The organism is Clostridium sp. CM036 (genome assembly GCF_055081135.1).
Window position 1 is genome coordinate 2,049,959 of sequence record NZ_CM143652.1, and the last position, 20,615, is coordinate 2,070,573.

The 20,615-nt window shown below is 32.9% G+C and carries 15 protein-coding genes; 7 read left to right on the top strand and 8 right to left on the bottom strand.

What is annotated here, in order from left to right; genetic code table 11:
- The first annotated feature begins 60 nt into the window (after nucleotides 1-60).
- The 4 genes from ACWJKE_RS09595 (at nucleotide 61) to ACWJKE_RS09610 (ending at nucleotide 5,250) form a co-directional block, all read left to right on the top strand.
- Nucleotides 61-867 (top strand): CsxC family protein, encoded by an 807-nt coding sequence (locus ACWJKE_RS09595; RefSeq protein WP_216302675.1) that lies wholly within the window; start codon nucleotides 61-63, stop codon nucleotides 865-867.
- 154 nt (nucleotides 868-1,021) lie between these two features.
- Complete coding sequence (locus tag ACWJKE_RS09600; RefSeq protein WP_216302674.1) at nucleotides 1,022-1,774, top strand: CsxC family protein; 753 nt, start codon at nucleotides 1,022-1,024, stop codon at nucleotides 1,772-1,774.
- Nucleotides 1,775-1,973: 199 nt separating this feature from the next.
- Nucleotides 1,974-3,488 (top strand): DUF7852 domain-containing protein, encoded by a 1,515-nt coding sequence (locus tag ACWJKE_RS09605; RefSeq protein ID WP_462952568.1) that lies wholly within the window; start codon nucleotides 1,974-1,976, stop codon nucleotides 3,486-3,488.
- A gap of 301 nt (nucleotides 3,489-3,789) precedes the next feature.
- The gene (locus tag ACWJKE_RS09610; RefSeq protein WP_462952569.1) at nucleotides 3,790-5,250 is read left to right on the top strand and encodes an IS1182 family transposase; all 1,461 of its coding nucleotides are present in this window, start codon (nucleotides 3,790-3,792) and stop codon (nucleotides 5,248-5,250) included.
- A gap of 148 nt (nucleotides 5,251-5,398) precedes the next feature.
- On the opposite strand, the gene ACWJKE_RS09615 is transcribed toward ACWJKE_RS09610, so the two are convergent.
- The 8 genes from ACWJKE_RS09615 to ssnA form a co-directional block, all read right to left on the bottom strand.
- Complete coding sequence (locus tag ACWJKE_RS09615; RefSeq protein WP_462959360.1) at nucleotides 5,399-6,421, bottom strand: molybdopterin-binding protein; 1,023 nt, start codon at nucleotides 6,419-6,421, stop codon at nucleotides 5,399-5,401.
- Nucleotides 6,422-6,564: 143 nt separating this feature from the next.
- Nucleotides 6,565-7,374, bottom strand: coding sequence for a selenium-dependent molybdenum cofactor biosynthesis protein YqeB (yqeB, locus tag ACWJKE_RS09620; protein WP_216304262.1), 810 nt, complete (start codon nucleotides 7,372-7,374; stop codon nucleotides 6,565-6,567).
- Nucleotides 7,367-7,960, bottom strand: coding sequence for a molybdenum cofactor cytidylyltransferase (gene mocA, locus ACWJKE_RS09625; protein ID WP_216304261.1), 594 nt, complete (start codon nucleotides 7,958-7,960; stop codon nucleotides 7,367-7,369). The genes yqeB and mocA overlap by 8 nt, the downstream gene beginning before the upstream one ends.
- Nucleotides 7,961-8,050: 90 nt before the next feature.
- The gene (gene yqeC / locus ACWJKE_RS09630) at nucleotides 8,051-8,800 is read right to left on the bottom strand and encodes a selenium cofactor biosynthesis protein YqeC (protein ID WP_462958754.1); all 750 of its coding nucleotides are present in this window, start codon (nucleotides 8,798-8,800) and stop codon (nucleotides 8,051-8,053) included.
- A gap of 12 nt (nucleotides 8,801-8,812) precedes the next feature.
- Nucleotides 8,813-11,371, bottom strand: coding sequence for a selenium-dependent xanthine dehydrogenase (xdh, locus tag ACWJKE_RS09635; protein ID WP_462959361.1), 2,559 nt, complete (start codon nucleotides 11,369-11,371; stop codon nucleotides 8,813-8,815).
- Entirely contained in the window at nucleotides 11,364-12,737 is a 1,374-nt protein-coding gene (hydA, locus tag ACWJKE_RS09640) for a dihydropyrimidinase (protein WP_216304259.1), read from the bottom strand. The genes xdh and hydA overlap by 8 nt, the downstream gene beginning before the upstream one ends.
- A gap of 20 nt (nucleotides 12,738-12,757) precedes the next feature.
- Complete coding sequence (gene ygfK / locus ACWJKE_RS09645; protein ID WP_462952572.1) at nucleotides 12,758-15,760, bottom strand: putative selenate reductase subunit YgfK; 3,003 nt, start codon at nucleotides 15,758-15,760, stop codon at nucleotides 12,758-12,760.
- Nucleotides 15,761-15,789: 29 nt separating this feature from the next.
- A complete protein-coding gene (gene ssnA / locus ACWJKE_RS09650; RefSeq protein ID WP_462958755.1) occupies nucleotides 15,790-17,121 on the bottom strand; it encodes a putative aminohydrolase SsnA in 1,332 nt (443 codons plus the stop codon).
- A gap of 251 nt (nucleotides 17,122-17,372) precedes the next feature.
- Between ssnA and ACWJKE_RS09655 the strand changes: the two genes are divergently transcribed.
- From ACWJKE_RS09655 to ACWJKE_RS09665, 3 genes are read left to right on the top strand one after another with little or no spacing between them, the layout of a single operon-like run.
- On the top strand, nucleotides 17,373-18,011 hold the full coding sequence (locus ACWJKE_RS09655; protein WP_462958756.1) for a helix-turn-helix transcriptional regulator: 639 nt from the start codon (nucleotides 17,373-17,375) through the stop codon (nucleotides 18,009-18,011).
- Nucleotides 18,012-18,030: 19 nt separating this feature from the next.
- Nucleotides 18,031-19,242 (top strand): diaminopropionate ammonia-lyase, encoded by a 1,212-nt coding sequence (gene dpaL / locus ACWJKE_RS09660; protein WP_216304255.1) that lies wholly within the window; start codon nucleotides 18,031-18,033, stop codon nucleotides 19,240-19,242.
- A 58-nt stretch (nucleotides 19,243-19,300) separates the two neighbouring features.
- On the top strand, nucleotides 19,301-20,611 hold the full coding sequence (locus ACWJKE_RS09665; protein ID WP_462952574.1) for a YgeY family selenium metabolism-linked hydrolase: 1,311 nt from the start codon (nucleotides 19,301-19,303) through the stop codon (nucleotides 20,609-20,611).
- The last annotated feature ends 4 nt before the right edge of the window (nucleotides 20,612-20,615 follow it).

A 20,615-nucleotide genomic window follows, 5' to 3' on the forward strand; every position in this document is an offset into this window, starting at 1 on the left:
TTTTTATTATTTACATAGTATGTAGAAGGTCATAAGACCTAAAAAAAGGAGGAATTACTTTTGGAAAATAATCAAATTCTTCACCCTTGCGATAATTGTGGTGAAATTATCAGTTCAAAAACATTGCCTTTAAGCAGTGGAATTAATATTACACCAGTTGGCATTAATGGCCCCCTAGTAGCTAAAATCCCTGTAGTTCTCGGCGAAAGAGAAATTCAAATAGATGTCGAAGCTGAGTTTAGATTGAACGAACCATTCTATGAAATTAAAAGAATAAAGAAAAATGTATATTTAACTCAATGCAAATTACTTCCAAGGTCAGGATTAATTGAAAATGGTGTTCTTAGATCCGGAAAATTATTTATAAGTGGATTTGTAAGGAAAAATATAGAATATGCTACCGCTGACTGCATCGAAGATAAAGTTGTAAGTGGTAGAATAGCTCATACAACAATAGATGTCAAATTTACAACCGTAACAGAAGTTCAATATGTTGTACCACCAATAGTTAATGTTCGCAGGGCTCAAACTGAAATAGATTTATTAAGTAGTTGTGTGTGCCATGACGACTGCAAAGAAACTCTTATTGGAAAATCAGCATGTGAGCAATCTTTTGAAGATAATATAACTTTTACTGAAAGCCCATACTGTGAATTAGAAGGAGTAAGAATTTTTGAAGACGATATGAATACAGACCCTATATACCATAAAACTAATTCAAAAGTACAACTTTACAATAAAGTAATTGAAAAAATGGTTGTATATGTCAGAGTTAAAGTATTACAATTACAACAGGTAAATATACCATATGATGATCCAGTTAACCCCATTTGCACTACGAGTAAATATTGCGATTTCTGCGAGTAAATATTTCGCTATAGACATTTAGATATAGCCGTTCTTCTAAAGAAGATATTTTCCTTTAGAAGCACGGTTATTTATATATTTAAAGTAACACTTTCTTTATTTTCTACATAGTATGTAGAAGGTCATAAGACCTGAAAAAAAGGAGGAATTACTTTTGGAAAATAATCAAACTCTTCACCCTTGCGATAATTGTGGTGAAGTTATTAGTTCAAAAACATTACCTTTAAGCAGTGGAACTACTATCAGACCAGTTGGAATTAATGGCCCTCTAGTAGCTAAAATTCCTGTAGTTCTCGGCGAAAGGGAAATTCAAATAGATGTCGAGGCTGAGTTTAGATTGAACGAACCATTCTATGAAATTAAAAGAATAAAGAAAAATGTATATTTAACTCAATGCAAGTTACTTCCAAGATCAGGAGTAATTGAAAATGGCATTCTAAGATCTGGCAAATTATTTATAAGTGGATTTGTAAGAAAAAATATAGAATATGCTACTGCTGACTGTATCGACGATAAAATTGTAAGTGGTAGAATAGCTCATACAACCGTAGATGTCAAATTTACAACTGTAACAGAAGTTCAATATGTTGTACCACCAGTAGTTAACGTTCGGAGCGCTCAAACCGAAATAGATTTATTAAGTAGTTGTATGTGCCATGATGACTGCAAAGAAACTCTTATTGGAAAATCAGCATGTGAGCAATCTTTTGAAGATAATATAACTTTTACTGAAAGCCCATACTGTGAATTAGAAGGAGTAAGAATTTTTGAGGACGATATGAATACAGATCCTATGTACCATAAAACTAATTCAAATGTAAAACTTTATAATAAAGTAATTGAAAAAATGGTTGTATATGTTAGAGTTAAAGTATTACAATTGCAACAAGTGAATATTCCGCTATAGACATTTAGATATAACCGTTCTTCTAAAATAATATAATTCTTTAGAAGAACGGTTATTTATATATAATTAATATAATACGTATTCCATATTCAATAATATTTAATTACATAAGGCATATGAAATAAAATAACTCTACAGTATGCTATCTAGCCCGTTTTATTTAATATTTCTGACCCTTATAATAAAGGAGCATTTTTGAATGAAGGAAAAAAATAACTGTGATAAATCAAGGCTGATGAAGTTACTTATTGTTTTGAATATGTTGCAACGACCAAATTGTTTTATAATTTTTAATGAATCATCTAAAAAAGTCTCAACAAATGTTAATCACAAAAATAATTTATGCTTACAAAAAAATGCAAAAGATAGAGTGAATGTAGAATATATACTTCCTATTAAACAAGTAAATATTGAAGATGACTCAAATTTTATACTTCCTATTAAACAAGTAAATATTGAAGATGACTCAAATTTTATACCTCCTCTTAAACAAGTAAATATTGAAGGTGACTCAGATTTTATACTTCCTATTAAACAAGTAAATATTGAAGATGACTCAAATTTTATACCTCCTCTTAAACAAGTAAATATTGAAGGTGACTCAGATTTTATACCGCCTCTTAAACATGTAAATATTGTAGATGACTTAGATTTTATACCGCCTCTTAAACAAGTAAATATTGAAGGTGACTCAGATTTTATACCGCCTCTTAAACATGTAAATATTGAAGGTGACTCAGATTCTATACCTCCTATTTGCGATAAATTAATTATGTCAAAACTGCTTGTTATTTTAAAACTCTTACAACAATCATCTTATAATGAAGGTATTAATAAGATATTCAAAAACAGGTTAACAAATATTAAGCATAAAAATAATTTAAGTGTACAAAAAAATACAAAAGATAAAATTACTACAAAATTTATACTTCCTACACGCGAATTAATTATTAAAACTGATACAGACTGTATAAAAAAAGAAGGTGAAATTAATACTACAACTCCCGATTGTATTTATGATATTCGTGGAAGTATAAATACTAACCCCAGTAAAAGCTTAGTATCGACCTTCCCCCTCATAATTGCAGAGAAAACCATAGATATTCCTATTGAATCAACATTTAGATTAAAAAACGCTGCCTTAGATATAAAAAACATGAAAAAAGACGTATACTTAACTAATAGTAAGCTTATACCTTTGTATAAAAAAGATGATATTTCTCCCTCCTTAAATGGAAAACTTTTTTTAGAAGGTTTTGTAAGAAACAAAGTAGATTCCTCTATAGCTAAAGATGTTCACGATGGTATAATTAATTTAGATACTGAATCTCTTATAATTTATATTCCTTTTAAATGCACTACTTTGATCCAGTATAAAGTCCCCCCCATTTTCTCTAATCAAAATCCTCTAGATTATATACCAATTTATGTCTCATTAGATTGTTTAGATGTTAATAAAGGTTATGGTGATTATCTATACAAAAAAAATATAGAATGTGATAGATATATAGATTGCAGTGTTCCACCTATAAATTGCGAAATAGAAAAAGCTAAAATTTATGAAACATATACCCTTGTTGATAAAACGCCATTTAATAAAGACTTTCCTATAGAAATCAATTTTAATACTATCAAAGAAAACATAATAATAAATCTTTCATTAACATTACTTCAAGAACAAGATGTAGCCATAAACTATAAAAAAACTAAATAGATAATTTATAGTAATGTTTAAATAAAAAAACATGGCAAAACTGTTATATGTTGATTAAATTTTATTTTACTCTCCTAATAAACTTCATTTCACAATTTACTCTATTATACTAGATCATATTCTCTAAAAACCTTAAACAGTAAAACCCCCAAGGTAGCGAGGCCACTGAAAAACTATATGAAAAATCGTCATCTAATTAAAGATGGCGATTTTTTTATATAAAAGACTAAAAAACAAAAAGGAATTTTAAAAGATATGTCGAATTAGTATAGTAGAATAAAATAAAAGGGGCTAAACTATTATGCTAAAAGGACAATTGGAAATAAAAATAAATACATACCATAGCTTATATTCGTTAATTATTCCGAAAGATAACATTTTAAAGCAAATTAATGACCTTGTTGACTTTTCATTTGTTTATGACGAATTGATGATTAACTATAGTTCATCTATGGGTAGAGGTGCTATTAACCCCATAATGCTATTTAAATATTTACTTTTGAAAGTAATATATGAATTGTCTGATGAAGATGTTGTTGAAAGAACTCTTTATGACATGTCCTTTAAATATTTTCTAAATTTAGCCCCAGAAGAAACAAATTTAATAAACTCAAGTACACTAACTAAATTTAGAAAGCTTCGCCTTAAAGACATGAATTTATTGGATTTATTAATAAACAAGACTGTAGAACTTGCTATAAAAGAGGGAGTTTTAAAAAGTAAAGCAATAATAGTTGATGCTACGCATACCAAGTCACGTTATAACCAAAAGTCAGCAAGCGAGGAATTATTGAAACGTGCAAAAAACTTAAGAAAAACATTGTACGGAGTACATCCTGGTATTAAAGAAGAGTTACCTAATAAAGTTACAACTGGAGTACTTGAAGATATTCTTGAGTACTGCAAATTATTAATTGATACCATAAACGAGAAGCCAGAAACTGCAGCAAATCCAGCTGTGAAAACTAAATTAAACTACTTAATGGAAGCTATTAATGATGACTTAGAAAATCTAAAAATATCAAAAGATGAGGATGCAAAAGTGGGGCATAAAACTGAGGATAGTTCTTTTTTTGGATATAAATCACACCTTGCTATGAGTGAAGAACGTTTAATTACAGCAGCTGTTATTACAACTGGCGAAAAAAGTGATGGAAAGGAGCTCATAACCTTAATAGAAAAAAGCCGTGAGGCTGGTATAGATGTAAATGAAGTAATTGGAGATACAGCTTATTCTGAAAAGAAAAACCTAGAATATACAAAAGAAAATAAAATTGCATTAATTTCAAGACTAAATCCTGTAATTTCACAAGGAATGCGAAAAAAAGAAGATGAATTTGAGTTTAATAAAGATGCTGGTTTATTTGTATGTCCGGCAGGTCATATGGCTATTAAAAAAGCAAAACAGGGAAAGAAGAATGTTGGTAAAAATCAAGTGCTAACCTACTATTTTAATGTAGAAAAGTGTAAAAATTGTGTTCATAAAGATGGGTGTTATAAAGAAGGCGCTAAATCTAAAACTTATTCAGTTTCAATAAAGTCAAATACTCACAAAGATCAAATAGAGTTCGAAAAAAGTGAATATTTTAAAAAACGAGCTAGGGAACGTTATATGATAGAGGCTAAAAACAGTGAACTTAAGCACCAACATAGCTATGATGTAGCAATATCGTCAGGCTTAATTAGTATGCAAATTCAAGGTGCATTATCAATCTTCACTGTGAATCTAAAGAGAATAATTAAGTTGAAAAGCATGAAATAGGGCTTTTAAAACTTAATTATAAAATAAAAAGCATGAGATATCCAAAATATGAATATCTCATGCTTTTTCTATTCAAGCTTGAAAACTCTACTAAATAAAGAGTGCTTTTTTCAGCGGCCTCAAGGTAGCTTGGGGTTTTTTACTATTATTATACTCCCTTTCCAAATGTACAATCAGGATACCTACATTCCTCACACTCCATACAAAGTCCCCCATGACCATAAGCTGCTATATCAGCAAAACTCAATTTTTCCTTTGCGAGTACCCTTGGTAATACCAAATCAAATATAGTTCTCTTAGAGTACATTACACATCCCGGAAGTCCTAAGATTGGAATATTTCCTTTATAAGCTAGCAAGAACATTGCACCTGGAAGCACGGGTGATCCATATGTTACAATTTCTGCCCCTGTATTTTGAATTGCTACAGGGGTAACGTCATCAGGATCTACTGACATTCCGCCAGTACAGATTACCATTCCAGCCCCCTGCTCTATCCATGCGTCTACAGCCTCCGTTATCTTATTCTCATCATCTGAAAGTATAGTTTGTCCAAGTATTTCACAACCATATTCCGTAACTTTGCTTCTTATTACAGGACCAAACGCATCCTTTATTCTGCCATGATATACTTCACTGCCTGTAGTAACAATTCCTACTTTCATTGGTGCATACGGTATTATGCTTACGATTTTCGCATCGCCGATTAAATCCTCTGCTTTTTTTATCTTATCCTCCTCAATTACAAGTGGAATAACTCTTGTTCCCGCTACCTTCTGTCCCTTTTTTACAGGATAGTGATCATGTAATGTAGCTAAAATTATCTCACCTAATGAATTAAGTCCATATAACAACCTTGTATTAATTATAAGAAGTCCATCGTACTCTGCTATAAAATTAATTTTACCTTCTTTTACTTCACTAAATGTAAGTCCTGTTCCTGCTGTAAGGGCTCTCAAACGTTCTGCTGCATCATTTTCATGAAGATATCCTTGTTTCTCCTCCCATACATATATGTTGTCTTTTCCCAATGAAAGTAATAATTGTATATCTTCTTCTTTAATTATATGTCCTTTTTTAAATGCTCTATCTTTTACTACTCCTGGAACAATTTGAGTAATATCATGACATAAAACGGATCCAACTGCGTCTCTCACAGGTATTTTTTTTATATCAATCACCTCTAACTCGTATTTTAAAATAAGTTTTATTTAATACCACACTCCACGTGAAAGCATTGCATCCATTAAACAATCTATAGACCTCGATTCTTAAACTTTCTTAAATCCCTTTTAGAATTCTCTTTTCCATACCATTAATCCTCATTCTGAGATGCCATTAAATAAAATACTGCTTCTAATACTCCGCCTGCTATATTTCTTGCTTTATCAGAAATAGTATAACAATTCATTTTTTCTGACACCCTCGGATCGATATCCGCAATCTTAAATCCCTCTTTTACAGTACTTCCACTACGTATAATTCCTCTTAACAGTCCTGATATTGTTGCTTTTATTGGTGTCTCTCCTATATAGGCAATAACTTCATCTTTTTCAACCACAGCACCAATATCTAGAACATCCTTCATTACTCCAGCGCATATCGAATGTATAACTCTTTCTTTAGAGTACCCCCTAATATTTCCTGGAACTCCTGTGTTTTCCGCAGCTTGTCCACTAAAAATAAGTCTACCTAGATTGTGCCCTCTAGCCGTCTCTATTACAACATCTACATCTTTACCTGCTGTAAATCCTGGACCAACAGCAATAGTTATATCTGCCATATCCTTTGTTGTTCCCATATTTTTCTTAGCAATAATAGCATCAATTACAATTTTAGGCTTTATTTCTTTAATATATTTTCCTTCTTCATCTATAATTACTGGAACTTTTTTATTGCTCCAAGCATTTTCTATTTCACTTAAACTGAATACATGTACAGCCCTAATTCCTTCTACCTCTACTTCTCTTTCATATACCACTTCACTAAAAGAAATCTTCCGTCTAATAGCAGTCGGTTTTGATGCTTCTAGAACTAATACCCTAAATCCACTTCTATGCAATTTTTGAATTGTTCCAGATGCTAAATCTCCTCCGCCACGTACAATGACAATCTCATTAAACATGCTCATTATTCTCCTCTAGTTTTAGAATATACTCATAATCTTCATTAGTATCAATATCAAATAATTTTGTACTATTATGTATTTCTACAAACTTAACTTTCTCTAAATTCTTATTTATTATTATTTTCCCACCAACATCCCCTTCTAACTTCAAAAAGTCTTCCTTAAAGATGTACGGAAATATTACAGGATTCCCATGTCTACCATCACACCTTGGAATAATTATATAAGCTGAATTCTCTTTAAATTCATAGATTAATCCATTTATCGTATCTTTATCTAAAAAAGGTTGGTCCGCAGTAAAAAACATATATCCATCTGTTTCTGTTGTATGTGTTACACCCAATTTAACTGATTCGCTTATTCCTTTAACTGCATTTTCATTTTTAATAACTTTTAAATCATTTCTTTTACCAATTTCTATTATTTCCTCTTCTCTAGCTACAACAATCACCTCTAAAAAGCAACATTGTTTAATTACTTCTATAGTGTGTTCAATTAGCATTTTACCTTTATATTTTAAAATAAGCTTATTTTTCCCCATTCTCCTCGAATACCCTGATGCTAATATTATAGCAGTTACCATTATTATATCACCTACTCTTACCCATAACTACAAACTTAAAACTTAATTTCATTTTTCTTACATAATTTATATGATAAAAAATCCTTCTAATCATATAATACCTTCATGGGATTCTCCAAAATATACGTTAGTTTTTAAACTTCCAATAAATATACTATTTAATAATTTCTTATTCTTTAAATTTATTTCCTTAACTAACAACCTGGCTAATATTAAATGATGGGGGTCTTCTATTTTATTTATGTATAGTATTTTTTCTCCTTGTGCTCCCTTAAACAACCCCTTAGGATGAAATATTAGCTTAGATAGGTGTTCAATTTTAACAGTTTCTTCCTCTTTTACCCCCGTTATTTCACAAAATATCTTACTTCTATGAATATTGCTCTCATTAATTAGAATACCACATGACTGCATATCTATAATTCCTACAGTTTTTGTAGTTTTTGCGTATATAACTGGTTCAAATTCATTCCACCCTTTTAGCTGTTTTTCCTTTGCCCCATCTGCCTCTATTAGTATATAGTCAAAATGTGGTACTAACTCATCTAATTCTTTTGTGCTTAGCCCCAATATTTTATTTTCTCCATTTACAGCTAATCCTAAAATATAAATTCCATTTCTATTCATAGTAATATACCTTGGAATTATTTCTTTATCAGTGCATATAAAGTCATACTTATCATCTAATGGAATGTATATCTTAGTGGTTGTAGTTACTAAGACCCTATTATTCGCTCTCAGCTCTTCTGCAAGCTTAAACATCATCGTGGTTTTCCCACCTGCACCTACAAAAGATATAATGTCTTTTTTCTTCAATTCCATATAATTACTCAGCTTCATGATATCACCTACTTATTTTTTCTTACTGTATGGCGTATTCAAAATAGGTAGCTTTGTTCTAAACTCTCCATCATAGCTATAATACGCACCAGCCACAGCAGGCGCAGTTGGTATTGAACATATCTCACCTATTCCCTTCGCTCCATATGCAAGATTCATATTTCCTCTACCTAATATAATAGATTCTATTTTCGGTACCTCCGTTGCTTTAAACAATCCCAGTGTCCCAAATTTTGCAGTTGGTACGCTGCCCCTAAGCGGATAATCCTCTGTTAGAGCATATCCAAGACTCATAACAACACCGCCTTCAATCTGCCCCTCAATACTTTTAGGATTTATAGGAGTACCAACATCATGAACCGCAATAACCTTCAAAAGTTTACCCTCATCATTCAAAATAACTACCTGTGTAGCATAGCCATAAGCTACATGACTTACAGGGTTTTGTTTAATTGAGCTCATTTTATCAGTTATCCCTTTAAATTCTCCATAGAATTCTTGCCCATCTAAGTTTTCTAATGTTTGATAAGTTAATGCATCAAGAAGTTCTCTAGCTGCTCTTTTTACTGCCTCACCTGTGAATAATGTTTGGCGTGAAGCTGTTGTATTCCCAGAATCAGGGCAAGTCAAAGTATCTGGCGCTGCATGTACCACTTTATCCGATGACATATTAAGGGTTTCACAAACTATTTGCGTTAATATAGTCCCAAGCCCTTGTCCAATACAAGCCGCACTGGTATGAATATATACGCTACCATCCTTTATAACCAGCGTGCAACGTCCAATATCAGGGATTCCGACTCCTAGTCCACTGTTTTTAATAGAACAAGCTATTCCTGCTTTAGGATTTTGCTTGCATATTTCTTTCACTGCTTCCAAAGTTTCAACAATAGATGTTGATGAATCTGCAATTTGACCATTAGGAAGTACTTGGCCTGGTCTAATTGCGTTTCTATATCTTATTTCAAAGGGAGTTATTGAAGCCAAATGCGCAAGCTGATTTAAATTGCTTTCTATTGCAAAACAGCTCTGTGTTACCCCAAACCCTCTAAATGCACCAGCTGGTGGATTATTTGTATATACTGCTTTCCCAATTATATCAATATTATGATAATTATACGGCCCTGCTGCATGGGTGCATGCTCTTTGCAGCACAGGTCCGCCCAGCGACGCATATGCTCCTGTATCAGCTATTATGATAGCTTTCATAGCAATCAAATATCCATTTTCATCACACGCAGTTGTAACCTCCATCTCCATAGCATGACGTTTGGGATGTATCATCATGCTTTCCCTGCGACTTAATGCAACCTTCACAGGTTTGTTACATAAATAAGCTAGAATTGATGCATGGTGTTGAACGCTCATATCTTCTTTTCCACCAAAACCACCACCAACTATTTTACTTACAACCCTTACTTTACTTTGATCAATCCCTAAAGCTTCTGCACATTCCTTCCTTGTTTGATAAATACCTTGGTCACCGCAATATATTATTATTCCATCATTACCATCTGGCGCAGCTACTGCCGTTTCGGTTTCTAAAAAAGCATGTTCTGTAAATGGCGTGCTGTATTTATTTGTTACGCTGTATTTCGAACTTTTTATATATTTATCTGCATTGCCAAATACCATGCTTTCAGTTACTAATAAATTACCGCTTGCATGTACTTGAGGCGCACCTCCCTTCAGTGCATCTTCCGGACATGTAACCGGTGTTAATTCTTCAAAATCAATTTTAACTAAAGATTTAGCTTTTTCTAGTATTTCTTTCGTTCGGGCAGCTATTAGAACTATAGCATCTCCTATGCAGTGAGTTATCTTTCCCATTGGTATTAATACATCCCAATCCTTTATAATATGACCAACTTTTAGGCTTCCAGGAAGCTCATCCGCTGTAATTACTAAATAAACACCTTGTAGTCTTTTAGCTTCACTAATATCTATACTTTTTACTAAGGCACGTGGATATTTAGTTCTAACCGCTCCACCATAAATCATCCCATCTATACGCATATCATCTACATATTCTGCTGTGCCAAGCACTTTGTCTACAGCATCAATTCTATTCAAATTTTCTCCTATTAAACCTTTACAAGTAGATTTAGGTACCTCTGTGTTTTCTTGTAATAGTTTAGCCGCCAGCTTCACAGCTTCAATTATTTTCACATATCCCGTGCAGCGGCAAATATTATTCTTCAAAGCATTTTTTATTTCGACCTCAGTTGGATTTTCTACCTTATCAATAAGACTCTTTGCACTTATAACCATTCCTGGAGTACAAAAACCACACTGTACTGCTCCTGCCTGCATAAAAGCATATCCATATACATCTTTTTCTCTACCAGTTAGGCCTTCAACCGTTATAATATTTTTATCTACAAGCTTGCTTGTTTTTAATATGCATGCTTTTTTTGCCTCGCCGTCAACTAAAACCATACATGTTCCACAGGCACCCTCAGAGCACCCATTTTTAACTGATGTTAAATTCAAATCTTCCCTTAAGAATGTAATTAGCTTTTTATCTTCCTTAGCCCTAACTTTATTCCCATTTACAACAAAGTTAAAAATTGCGACCACCCCGTTTTATATATTTCCCAAAATTCTGCTTTATAATATTTCCATTCTCTACAATCTGTGTCCCTCGTAGAAAAACATGCTTAGCAGACCCTACAGTTCTAAATCCTTCAAAAGGTGTATAATCTACATTTTGTGTTTGATTATACTTAGATATAATTCCTTGATTTCTTATATCCCATACAACTATATCCGCATCACTTCCAACTTGTAATGCTCCCTTTCTAGGATACATTCCAAAAATCTTTGCAATATTTTCACTAAGCAGAGAACACATTTGCTCTTTACTTATTCTACCTTTATCTACTCCATAGGTGTACATAAGGATTGGTCTATGTTCAACCCCTGGTATACCATTGGGTATTTTACTAAAATCGTTTATACCATGATCTTTTTGACCTTTAAAATTAAAACTGCAATGATCTGTTCCAATTGTATCAATATCTTCCTTTGATAAAGCTTGCCATAATCTTTCTAGATCATCTTTTTTTCTTAAAGGTGGTGACAGAACATACTTAGCACTTTCGAAATCCTCTGATAAATATAAACTATCTTCTAAAAGTAGATATTGAGGACATGTTTCTACATATATTTTTTGTCCTCTTTTTCTTGCTTTTAATACCTCTTCTAAAGCTTCTTTTGTACTTAGATGTACAATATATATAGGCGCGTCTGCTAAATTTGCAATATCTATATATCTTGATACTGCTTCTGATTCCACAATATTAGGTCGTGACAGTGGATGGGCTACCGGGGTCGTATTTCCACTATTAAGCTGTTCTTTTATCATAGTATTTACAAGATCACCATTTTCACAATGAACACAAAGCAAACCATTATATTTTTTTAAGCACTTTAAAAGATCATATATCTCTCCATCATTAAGACGCAAATTGTCATAGGCCATATATGCTTTAAATGATGTTATTCCCTGGTCTTTCATTATTTTAAGTTCATCTTTTACATCTGCATTCCACTGCGTTATTGCCATATGAAATCCATAATCGCAACTTGAAACATCTTTAGCTAAATTATGCCAATTTATTAGCGCTTCACTTAGAGTTTCTCCTTTGTTTTGAGTTGCATAATCCAAAATCGTTGTGGTTCCACCTACAATAGCCGCGGCAGTACCTGTTTTAAAATCATCTGCAGTTCTAGTGTATCCTGTATCTAAATCAAAGTGAGTATGAGAATCAATAAATCCTGGAAATACTAAACAACCTGCTGCATCTATAATTTGTGCTTTATCATCTTCTAAATTTTCACCAATAGAGGTAATTATCTCATCTTCAATTTTAATATCAGAAATATAGCTTTTTCTAGGAGTTACAATAGTCCCATTTTTTATAATAATTAACATTTAACCCACCTCATCAATTTTCAAATCATATAACTATAGTTCGAAATTACAGCCCAAATCATATTTCCAATGTCTTTAGGTATTTCTGTATTGTTTTCATTAAGATTAACTTCTAAAACTTCTCTATCTAACCTAACTTTTACGATTTTTTCATCTTTATTAATTAATACAAATCCCATGTTTTTGCTGTTTTCAAAATCGGCTTCTTTAGCAAATAGTGTAAGCTTTTCTTTATATGGAGCGCTATCATATGGACAGAACGTTTCACAGTTTCCACACTCATTACATAGTTTATCCAAGTGAATTATTTGATGCATTTTATTACCTTTTACTTTTATAGTAATATTTGCACGGTTAGGGCAGACATCGACACAAGCTTCACATATTGTTGAACACTCAAGACATCGTGCGCATTCTTTAGGACCGCACTCAGCCATTTGGAGTATACCTTTTTTAGCTATTGCCGCTTCAGTATTTGTGCTTGCTTTTGGCATATTTATTCTTAAATCACGATTCATTTCTTCTTTGACTATAGACCTTGCAAATCTTGTTGCATCTGCTATGCCTTCAACTACTGTAGCCGGTCCATGCAGACCATCTCCAGCAACATATACTTTTTTAATGTTTGTTTCTAGTGTTTGTGCATTTACATCGGCTTGTCCTTTTTCATTTAGTTTAATATTATTTTCTTCAAATATCTTAGTATCTATCTTCTCCCCAACTGCTGATATAACGATATCTGCTTTTATATCTACCATATCGCCGCTTGGAACTGGTCTTCGTCTTCCACTTTCATCTGGTTCTCCGAGTTTCATAACCTCACATTTAAGAACACCACCGCTAACTTTTACAGGTGATAGTAATTCCTTAAATTCTACTCCATCTTTGATTGCCATTTGCAATTCTTCGACATCTGCAGGCATGTATTTTTTAGTTCTACGATATACTACATATACATTCTCTACTCCGTCTACTCTTTTAGCTGCCCTAGCTGCATCCATAGCAGTGTTACCACCACCTACTACTACAACATTTTTACCAATATTTAAATTTTTATCATTATTCTTTAATTTCTCTAAAAAATGAAGTACATTTATTACATTTCCGCCTTCGATATTAACTCTACCTGGCTGCCATGCCCCGATCGCAAATAGGACATATTTATATCCTTGCTTTTTCAACTCATCTGCAGAATTCTTCTCTGAATTTAATTCAATTTTAACTCCCACGCTTCGAACAAGCTCAATGTCTTTCTCAATAGAATTTGATGGTATTCTAAATCCTGGAATAACATGTTTTACTATTCCTCCTAAAGAGTTTCTTTTTTCAAAAATTGTTACATTGATTCCTTCTCTTGCAAGGAAATACGCTGCCGCAAGACCTGTAGTTCCTCCACCAACAATTGCTACCCGTGCATCACCTTTATCTGCTATCTTAAGTTCCTTAATTAAACTATCGTATGCTTTTTCTGCTGCTTGTAATTTTATATTCCTTATGTTAACAGACTCATCGCAGAAATTTCTGATGCATTTGCTCATGCAAGCATGACTGCATATTGTTCCAGTAATAAATGGGAGTGGATTTTTTTCAACTATTACCTTTAGTGCTTCAAGATGTTTTCCTTCTGAAACAAGACGTATGTACTCTGGAATATCTTGTCCTATAGGACATCCCTTCTCGCATGATGCAATAAAGCAATCAACTAATGGTACTTTCTCATTTATTTTGCGATTAGGAATTGGTTTTATAGGCTTTATATGATGAATATCTTTTACTGATTTATCTTTAAGATCTCTTAATTTTCCATTATCAATAACATACTTATTAGCATATTCCGACTTGTTTAATTTTTCAGCAATTTGAACACACCTTTGATATCCACCAACTTTTAAAAGTGTTGTTGCTATAGTTATAGGCCATATACCCGTTTCAAATATATCATTTATATTAAAAACGTCTGCACCCCCTGAATAAGAAATCTTAAGTTTTCCTCCAAATTCTTTTGAAAGCTTATATGCAAGTGCTATTGAAAGGGGATATAGAGATTTTCCTGACATATACATCTCATCACCTGGTAATTCAGCATTTTTAATCTGAGCTGGAACTGTATTCGTTAATTTAACGCCAAATGACAATCCTTTCTTGCTTGCCAAATCTTGTAAACCTCTAAACATAGGAGTAGCATCATTAAATTGCAAGTCCTCATTGAAGTGATGTTCATCAAATGAAACATAATCATACCCCATATCATCTAAAGTTTTACGTACAAATTCATAACCTAATAATGTGGGATTACATTTCACATAAGTGTTTAGCCCTTTTTCATTTATTAGGTATGTTGCAATGCGTTCAATTTCTTGTGATGGACATCCATGTAATGTTGATAATGTTATCGATGTACATACCTTAGGTGATATATGCTCAACATATTCACTATCAATGTTTTGGAATTTATCCATATTTCCAAAGACGTATGACCTGCATTCACTCCATATATCACTTTTAGATGCATCTTTAAGTCCCCTAATAAATTCACCTATTTTAGGTGAAGAAATCCCCTCAAAATCATATCCTACACTCATATTAAAAATAAATCCATCAGGACTTCCTAGCTCAAGTTCCTTTGATAATATTTTTAGTGCAAACCAAGCCTTAACATACTCATCATATGCCTCGGTAACTCTAAGCTCTGTTGACCACTCTACGTTATAGCACTCATCTTCTGCTCTTATGCATGGCTTTGACACAGGTAAATCTTCACCGTCAAGGGTTTGCACTGTTTTTAATTCAAAAAATCTACACCCAGAAACGTAAGCTGCAATTATGTTTTGTGCTAACTGTGTATGTGGACCAGCTGCTGGACCAAAAGGAGTTTCAATTTTTTCTCCAAATATTTCGAGAACCTTATTATCCTGCTTTTTGAAAAATTTGTTTACTCCAAATATCTTGACCTGCTTTTTATTTTCGTAAGTTATCCACTCCATTAAGTTTTTAAATGGAATAGGTGTCATTCTATCACCCATAGGTAATACCCCCTTATTTTTATTGTTTTTTAGCTGTTGATTTTATTCCACAATTCATTTGATAATTCTCTTGATTTCGCCATGATTTGCTCAGAATCAACACCGATTATTTCACGCTCCTTCATAAGAACCTTACCATTTATCATCGTAGTTGTTACACATCTTCCATTAATTCCAAACAAAATATGAGCGTTTGCATTATTTACATTAAATGGCGTTAGTGGATCGTATTCTGCTACTATAATGTCAGCATAAGCTCCCTTTTGTATAATTCCAAGAGGTTTTTCAAAGAATCTATTAGCAATCTTTGCATTGTTTTTAAATGTCATTATAGGAATTTCATCCCATCCAACAGATGGATTACAGTTATTATGCTTATGCAAAATATTTGCAACCTTCATGGATTCAAACATGTCGCTTGTATATCCGTCAGTTCCAAGCCCTAAAGTCAATCCTTTTTTAACAAGCTCTAGCACAGGTGTACATCCTACAGCGTTACCCATATTAGATTCAGGATTGTGTACTACCATTGTATCTGTTTCTTTTAATAAATCCATTTCAGCAGGATTTATGTGTATACAGTGAACAGCAATAGTTTTTTCACCCAAAATATCAAAATCAAATAAACGATTTACTATTCTTTTATTGTATTTTTTTAAAGAATCATATACATCATCTATACCTTCTGCTGTATGCACATGATACCCAGCACCACAGGTTATATTTTTAGCACAATACTCAAGTGTTTTATTACTTAATGTAAAAGATGCATGAAGTCCCATCATACCCTTTTGCATATCAGAGGAATCCTTTTTAGCTGACTTCATAAATTCAACATTTTCTTTTACAGCTTGTCTCATTTTTCCCTCTCCATCTCTATCAGAAACTTCATAACATAAAGATGTACGAATTCCTAGCTTTTTAGCAACACCCGATATTTGAAATAAACTTCCGGAAATACTACCATAACTTGCATGATGGTCAAAAACAGTTGTAACCCCATTTCTTATACAATCTAAGTATGTTGAATATGCACTATATTCTGTATCTTCGAGTGTTAATAATCTATCTATTTTCCACCACATTCCAGAAAGAATATCTAAAAAGCTTTTAGGGTTATTCCCTTTAATAGAAAGACCACGGGCAAATGCACTATATATGTGATGATGAGTATTAATCATTCCTGGCATAATTAAACCTTTTTTAGCATCAATAAACTCAGCGCCCTCATACTTTTTCTTCATTTGCTCTGTGGTTCCGATATTCACTATAATATTAGCATCAATACATACACAACCATCCTCAATAAATGTATTGTCATTATCTCTAGTCAATAACTTACCATTGCCTATTAAAATCATAATATCCCTCCTGTAATATATTTTCAAAATGATATGTAATTAATTGATTGTTCTCATTGTTTTTACTATTCCAAATTTATTCTACCATTTTTTTCCGAATTTAGTCAATTCATTCCAATAAAATTTTTGTAAGCTTAAAAAATTTTTGTATTTTTTATTGATTTATAAGAAAACACTGATATACTTATCTTATAAATATTGTAATATTTTATAAATTATTACTTATTATATAGCCGATTGAGAGGTTTATTATGGATATTAACAGTAATTTAGATTTTTTAAAAAATTTAGCCAAAGGCATTTCATCTCAATTTGGGCGAAATTGTGAAGTAGTTATACATGACTTATCTTCCGGCAACCCAGATTATCCCATTCTATTTATTGAGAATGGCGATGTTACAAAAAGAACAACGAGCACTAGTAGCGCTTCGCGTGTTGTATTAACTGCTTTAAAAAACAATTGTGAACAAATTGAAGATAATTTAAACTATATTACCAAAACTCACGATGGCAGGATTCTAAAATCGAGTACTATATATATACGAAATGATGAAAACATTCCTGTTGGTATATTTTCTATAAATTATGATATTACTGAGCTTACAATTGCTAGTAATTGTATAGAGTCCTTAATTAGTCATAAAGAAAACATTTATGACGGGGATAAAATTCCTCAAAATGTAAATCAACTACTAGATGATTTATTAGAAGAATCTTTAATGAAAATAAATAAACCAGTTGCATTAATGAGTAAAGACGAAAAGATACAAGCTATTCAATATCTTAATGATGCCGGCGCTTTCCTAATTACTAAAGCAGGCGATAAAATAGCAAGTTTTTTCGGAATTTCAAAGTATTCAATCTACAATTATGTAGATATAAAAAAATAAATTTTTTGGAGGTTTTGTTATGAATAAAATAAACTGGATACGGAATGAGCTCCCTAAAAACAGTAATAAAATGTTAAATGTAATGTCCCTTGAAAAAATTGATAAGGCATCCTCTTTTCATAAAAGTTTCCCGCAATACAGTCAAACGCCCTTAGCTAAACTAAATAATATGGCTAAATTTCTTGGCCTTAAGAATCTGTATGTAAAAGATGAGTCTTATAGATTTGGCTTAAACGCTTTTAAGGTCTTAGGTGGTTCTTTTGCTATAGGTTGCTACATTGCAAAAAAATTAGGTAAGGATATATCAACACTTCATTATGATACTATTACATCGAAAGAACTTCTTAAAGAATTCGGACAAACAACTTTCTTCACAGCAACTGATGGGAATCATGGAAGAGGTCTTGCCTGGTCAGCTAACAAATTAAATCAAAAATCCGTCATTTTCATGCCAAAAGGCTCTTCAAAAACCAGATTAAAAAACATTCAAAAGGAAGGCGCTATTGCTACAATAGAAGATGTAAATTATGACGAATGCGTCCGCATCGCAATAGCCGAGTCGGCAAAAACTCCTAATTCTGTAGTTGTTCAAGATACTGCATGGCTTGGTTATGAAGAAATACCCTCTTGGATTATGCAAGGTTATGGAACAATGGCAATGGAGGCTAATGAACAACTGCATAATGATAATTGTGATGCACCAACACATATTTTTCTGCAAGCTGGTGTAGGTTCTCTCGCTGGTGCAGTCCAAGGCTATTTTTCAAATGCTTATCCTGGTAATCCACCAATAGTTACTATAGTAGAACCCAATAAGGCTGATTGTATATTCCGTTCTGCATCAGCAAAAGACGGAAATGTAAGAATTGTTACTGATGACATGCAAACAATCATGGCAGGCCTTGCATGTGGAGAACCAAATACAATATCATGGGATATTTTAAAAAATAATAGTTCATTCTTTGTATCTTGCCCAGATAATATTTCCGCTAAAGGAATGAGACTACTTGCTGCACCTATTAAGGGAGATCCTACTGTTACCTCTGGCGAATCCGGCGCTGTAACAATGGGTGTTCTATTTAATATAATGAAAAATGATAATTTAAAAGATCTAAAACAAGCTCTAAAACTTGATGAAAATTCAAAAGTACTCTTGTTTTCAACAGAGGGAGATACTGATCCAGATGTATATCGTAATATTGTATGGGATGGTAATTATTCATCATTGTAATAATTCTCAATTTAACTAGTAATTTAATATTTATTCAAATTTAAGGGGGAATAAAAAAATGGATTTTAACAGTATTAAGGAAAAAGCGGAGAGCTATAAAGCTCCAATGACAAAATTCTTACGTGACTTAATTGCTATCCCTGGCGAAAGCTGTGGGGAAGAAGGTGTTGTTAAAAGAATAGAACAAGAAATGATTTCTCTTGGTTTTGACAAAGTAGAAATTGATCCACAGGGAAATATTTTAGGTTACGTTGGAACAGGTAAAACTCTTATAGCTTTTGATGCTCATATTGACACTGTTGGTCTTGGAGAGCTCAGTAACTGGACTTTTGACCCTTATATAGGTTTTGAAACTGAGGAAGAAATTGGTGGACGTGGTGCATCTGACCAACTTGGTGGTATCGTATCAGCTGTATACGGCGCTAAGATAATGAAACATCTTGGCATGTTAAGCGAAGACTACACAGCTCTCGTAGTTGGATCAGTACAGGAAGAGGATTGTGACGGAAACTGCTGGCTGCACATCATAGAACAGGACAAAATCAAACCTGAATTCGTTGTAAGCACAGAGCCAACTGATAGCGGTATCTACAGAGGACATAGAGGACGTATGGAAATCAGTGTTGATGTTAAGGGTGTTTCATGCCACGGTTCAGCTCCAGAAAGAGGAGACAACGCAATCTACAAAATGGCTGAAATATTAATAGATATCAAAAACCTTAACACAAATGATGCTGCTGATTCTACAGAAATCAAAGGTCTCGTAAAAATGTTAGATAAAAAATATAACCCTAAATTCGAAGAATCTCAATTCTTAGGACGTGGTACTGTAACTACATCAGAAATATTCTTTACTTCACCAAGCCGTTGTGCAGTAGCTGACTCTTGCGCGATTTCATTAGATCGTCGTATGACCTCTGGAGAAACCTTTGAAAGTTGTTTAGAAGAAATCCGTCAACTTCCAGCTGCTAAAAAATACAATGCTGAAGTCACTATGTATAAATATGACAAAGAAAGCTGGACTGGACTTTCATACCCTCAGGATTGCTACTTCCCTACCTGGGTTATTCCTGAAGATCATGCCGTTGTTAAGGCAATGGAAGAATCATACCAAGGAATGTTCGGAACAACAAGAAGCGGTTCTTATAGCACTGATGAAATGAGAAAAGCTCGTCCGCTTACTGATAAATGGACATTCTCAACAAACGGTGTTGCTATAATGGGTCGTCATGGAATACCATGCATAGGATTCGGACCTGGTGCAGAATCTCAGGCACATGCTCCAAATGAAAAAACTTGGAAAGATGACTTGGTTAAATGTGCTGCTGTATATGCTGCTCTCCCAACGATTTATTGTAAAAGTAAATAAAAAT

Bases quoted from the DNA above. Each gene is read 5' to 3' on its own strand.
- ACWJKE_RS09605 (WP_462952568.1), top strand. From the start codon at position 1,974: ATGAAGGAAAAAAATAACTGTGATAAATCAAGGCTGATGAAGTTACTT.
- ACWJKE_RS09610 (WP_462952569.1), top strand. From the start codon at position 3,790: ATGCTAAAAGGACAATTGGAAATAAAAATAAATACATACCATAGCTTA.
- yqeB (WP_216304262.1), bottom strand. From the start codon at position 7,374: ATGTTTAATGAGATTGTCATTGTACGTGGCGGAGGAGATTTAGCATCT.
- mocA (WP_216304261.1), bottom strand. From the start codon at position 7,960: ATGGTAACTGCTATAATATTAGCATCAGGGTATTCGAGGAGAATGGGG.
- yqeC (WP_462958754.1), bottom strand. From the start codon at position 8,800: ATGAAGCTGAGTAATTATATGGAATTGAAGAAAAAAGACATTATATCT.
- hydA (WP_216304259.1), bottom strand. From the start codon at position 12,737: ATGTTAATTATTATAAAAAATGGGACTATTGTAACTCCTAGAAAAAGC.
- ygfK (WP_462952572.1), bottom strand. From the start codon at position 15,760: ATGGGTGATAGAATGACACCTATTCCATTTAAAAACTTAATGGAGTGG.
- ssnA (WP_462958755.1), bottom strand. From the start codon at position 17,121: ATGATTTTAATAGGCAATGGTAAGTTATTGACTAGAGATAATGACAAT.
- ACWJKE_RS09655 (WP_462958756.1), top strand. From the start codon at position 17,373: ATGGATATTAACAGTAATTTAGATTTTTTAAAAAATTTAGCCAAAGGC.
- dpaL (WP_216304255.1), top strand. From the start codon at position 18,031: ATGAATAAAATAAACTGGATACGGAATGAGCTCCCTAAAAACAGTAAT.
- ACWJKE_RS09665 (WP_462952574.1), top strand. From the start codon at position 19,301: ATGGATTTTAACAGTATTAAGGAAAAAGCGGAGAGCTATAAAGCTCCA.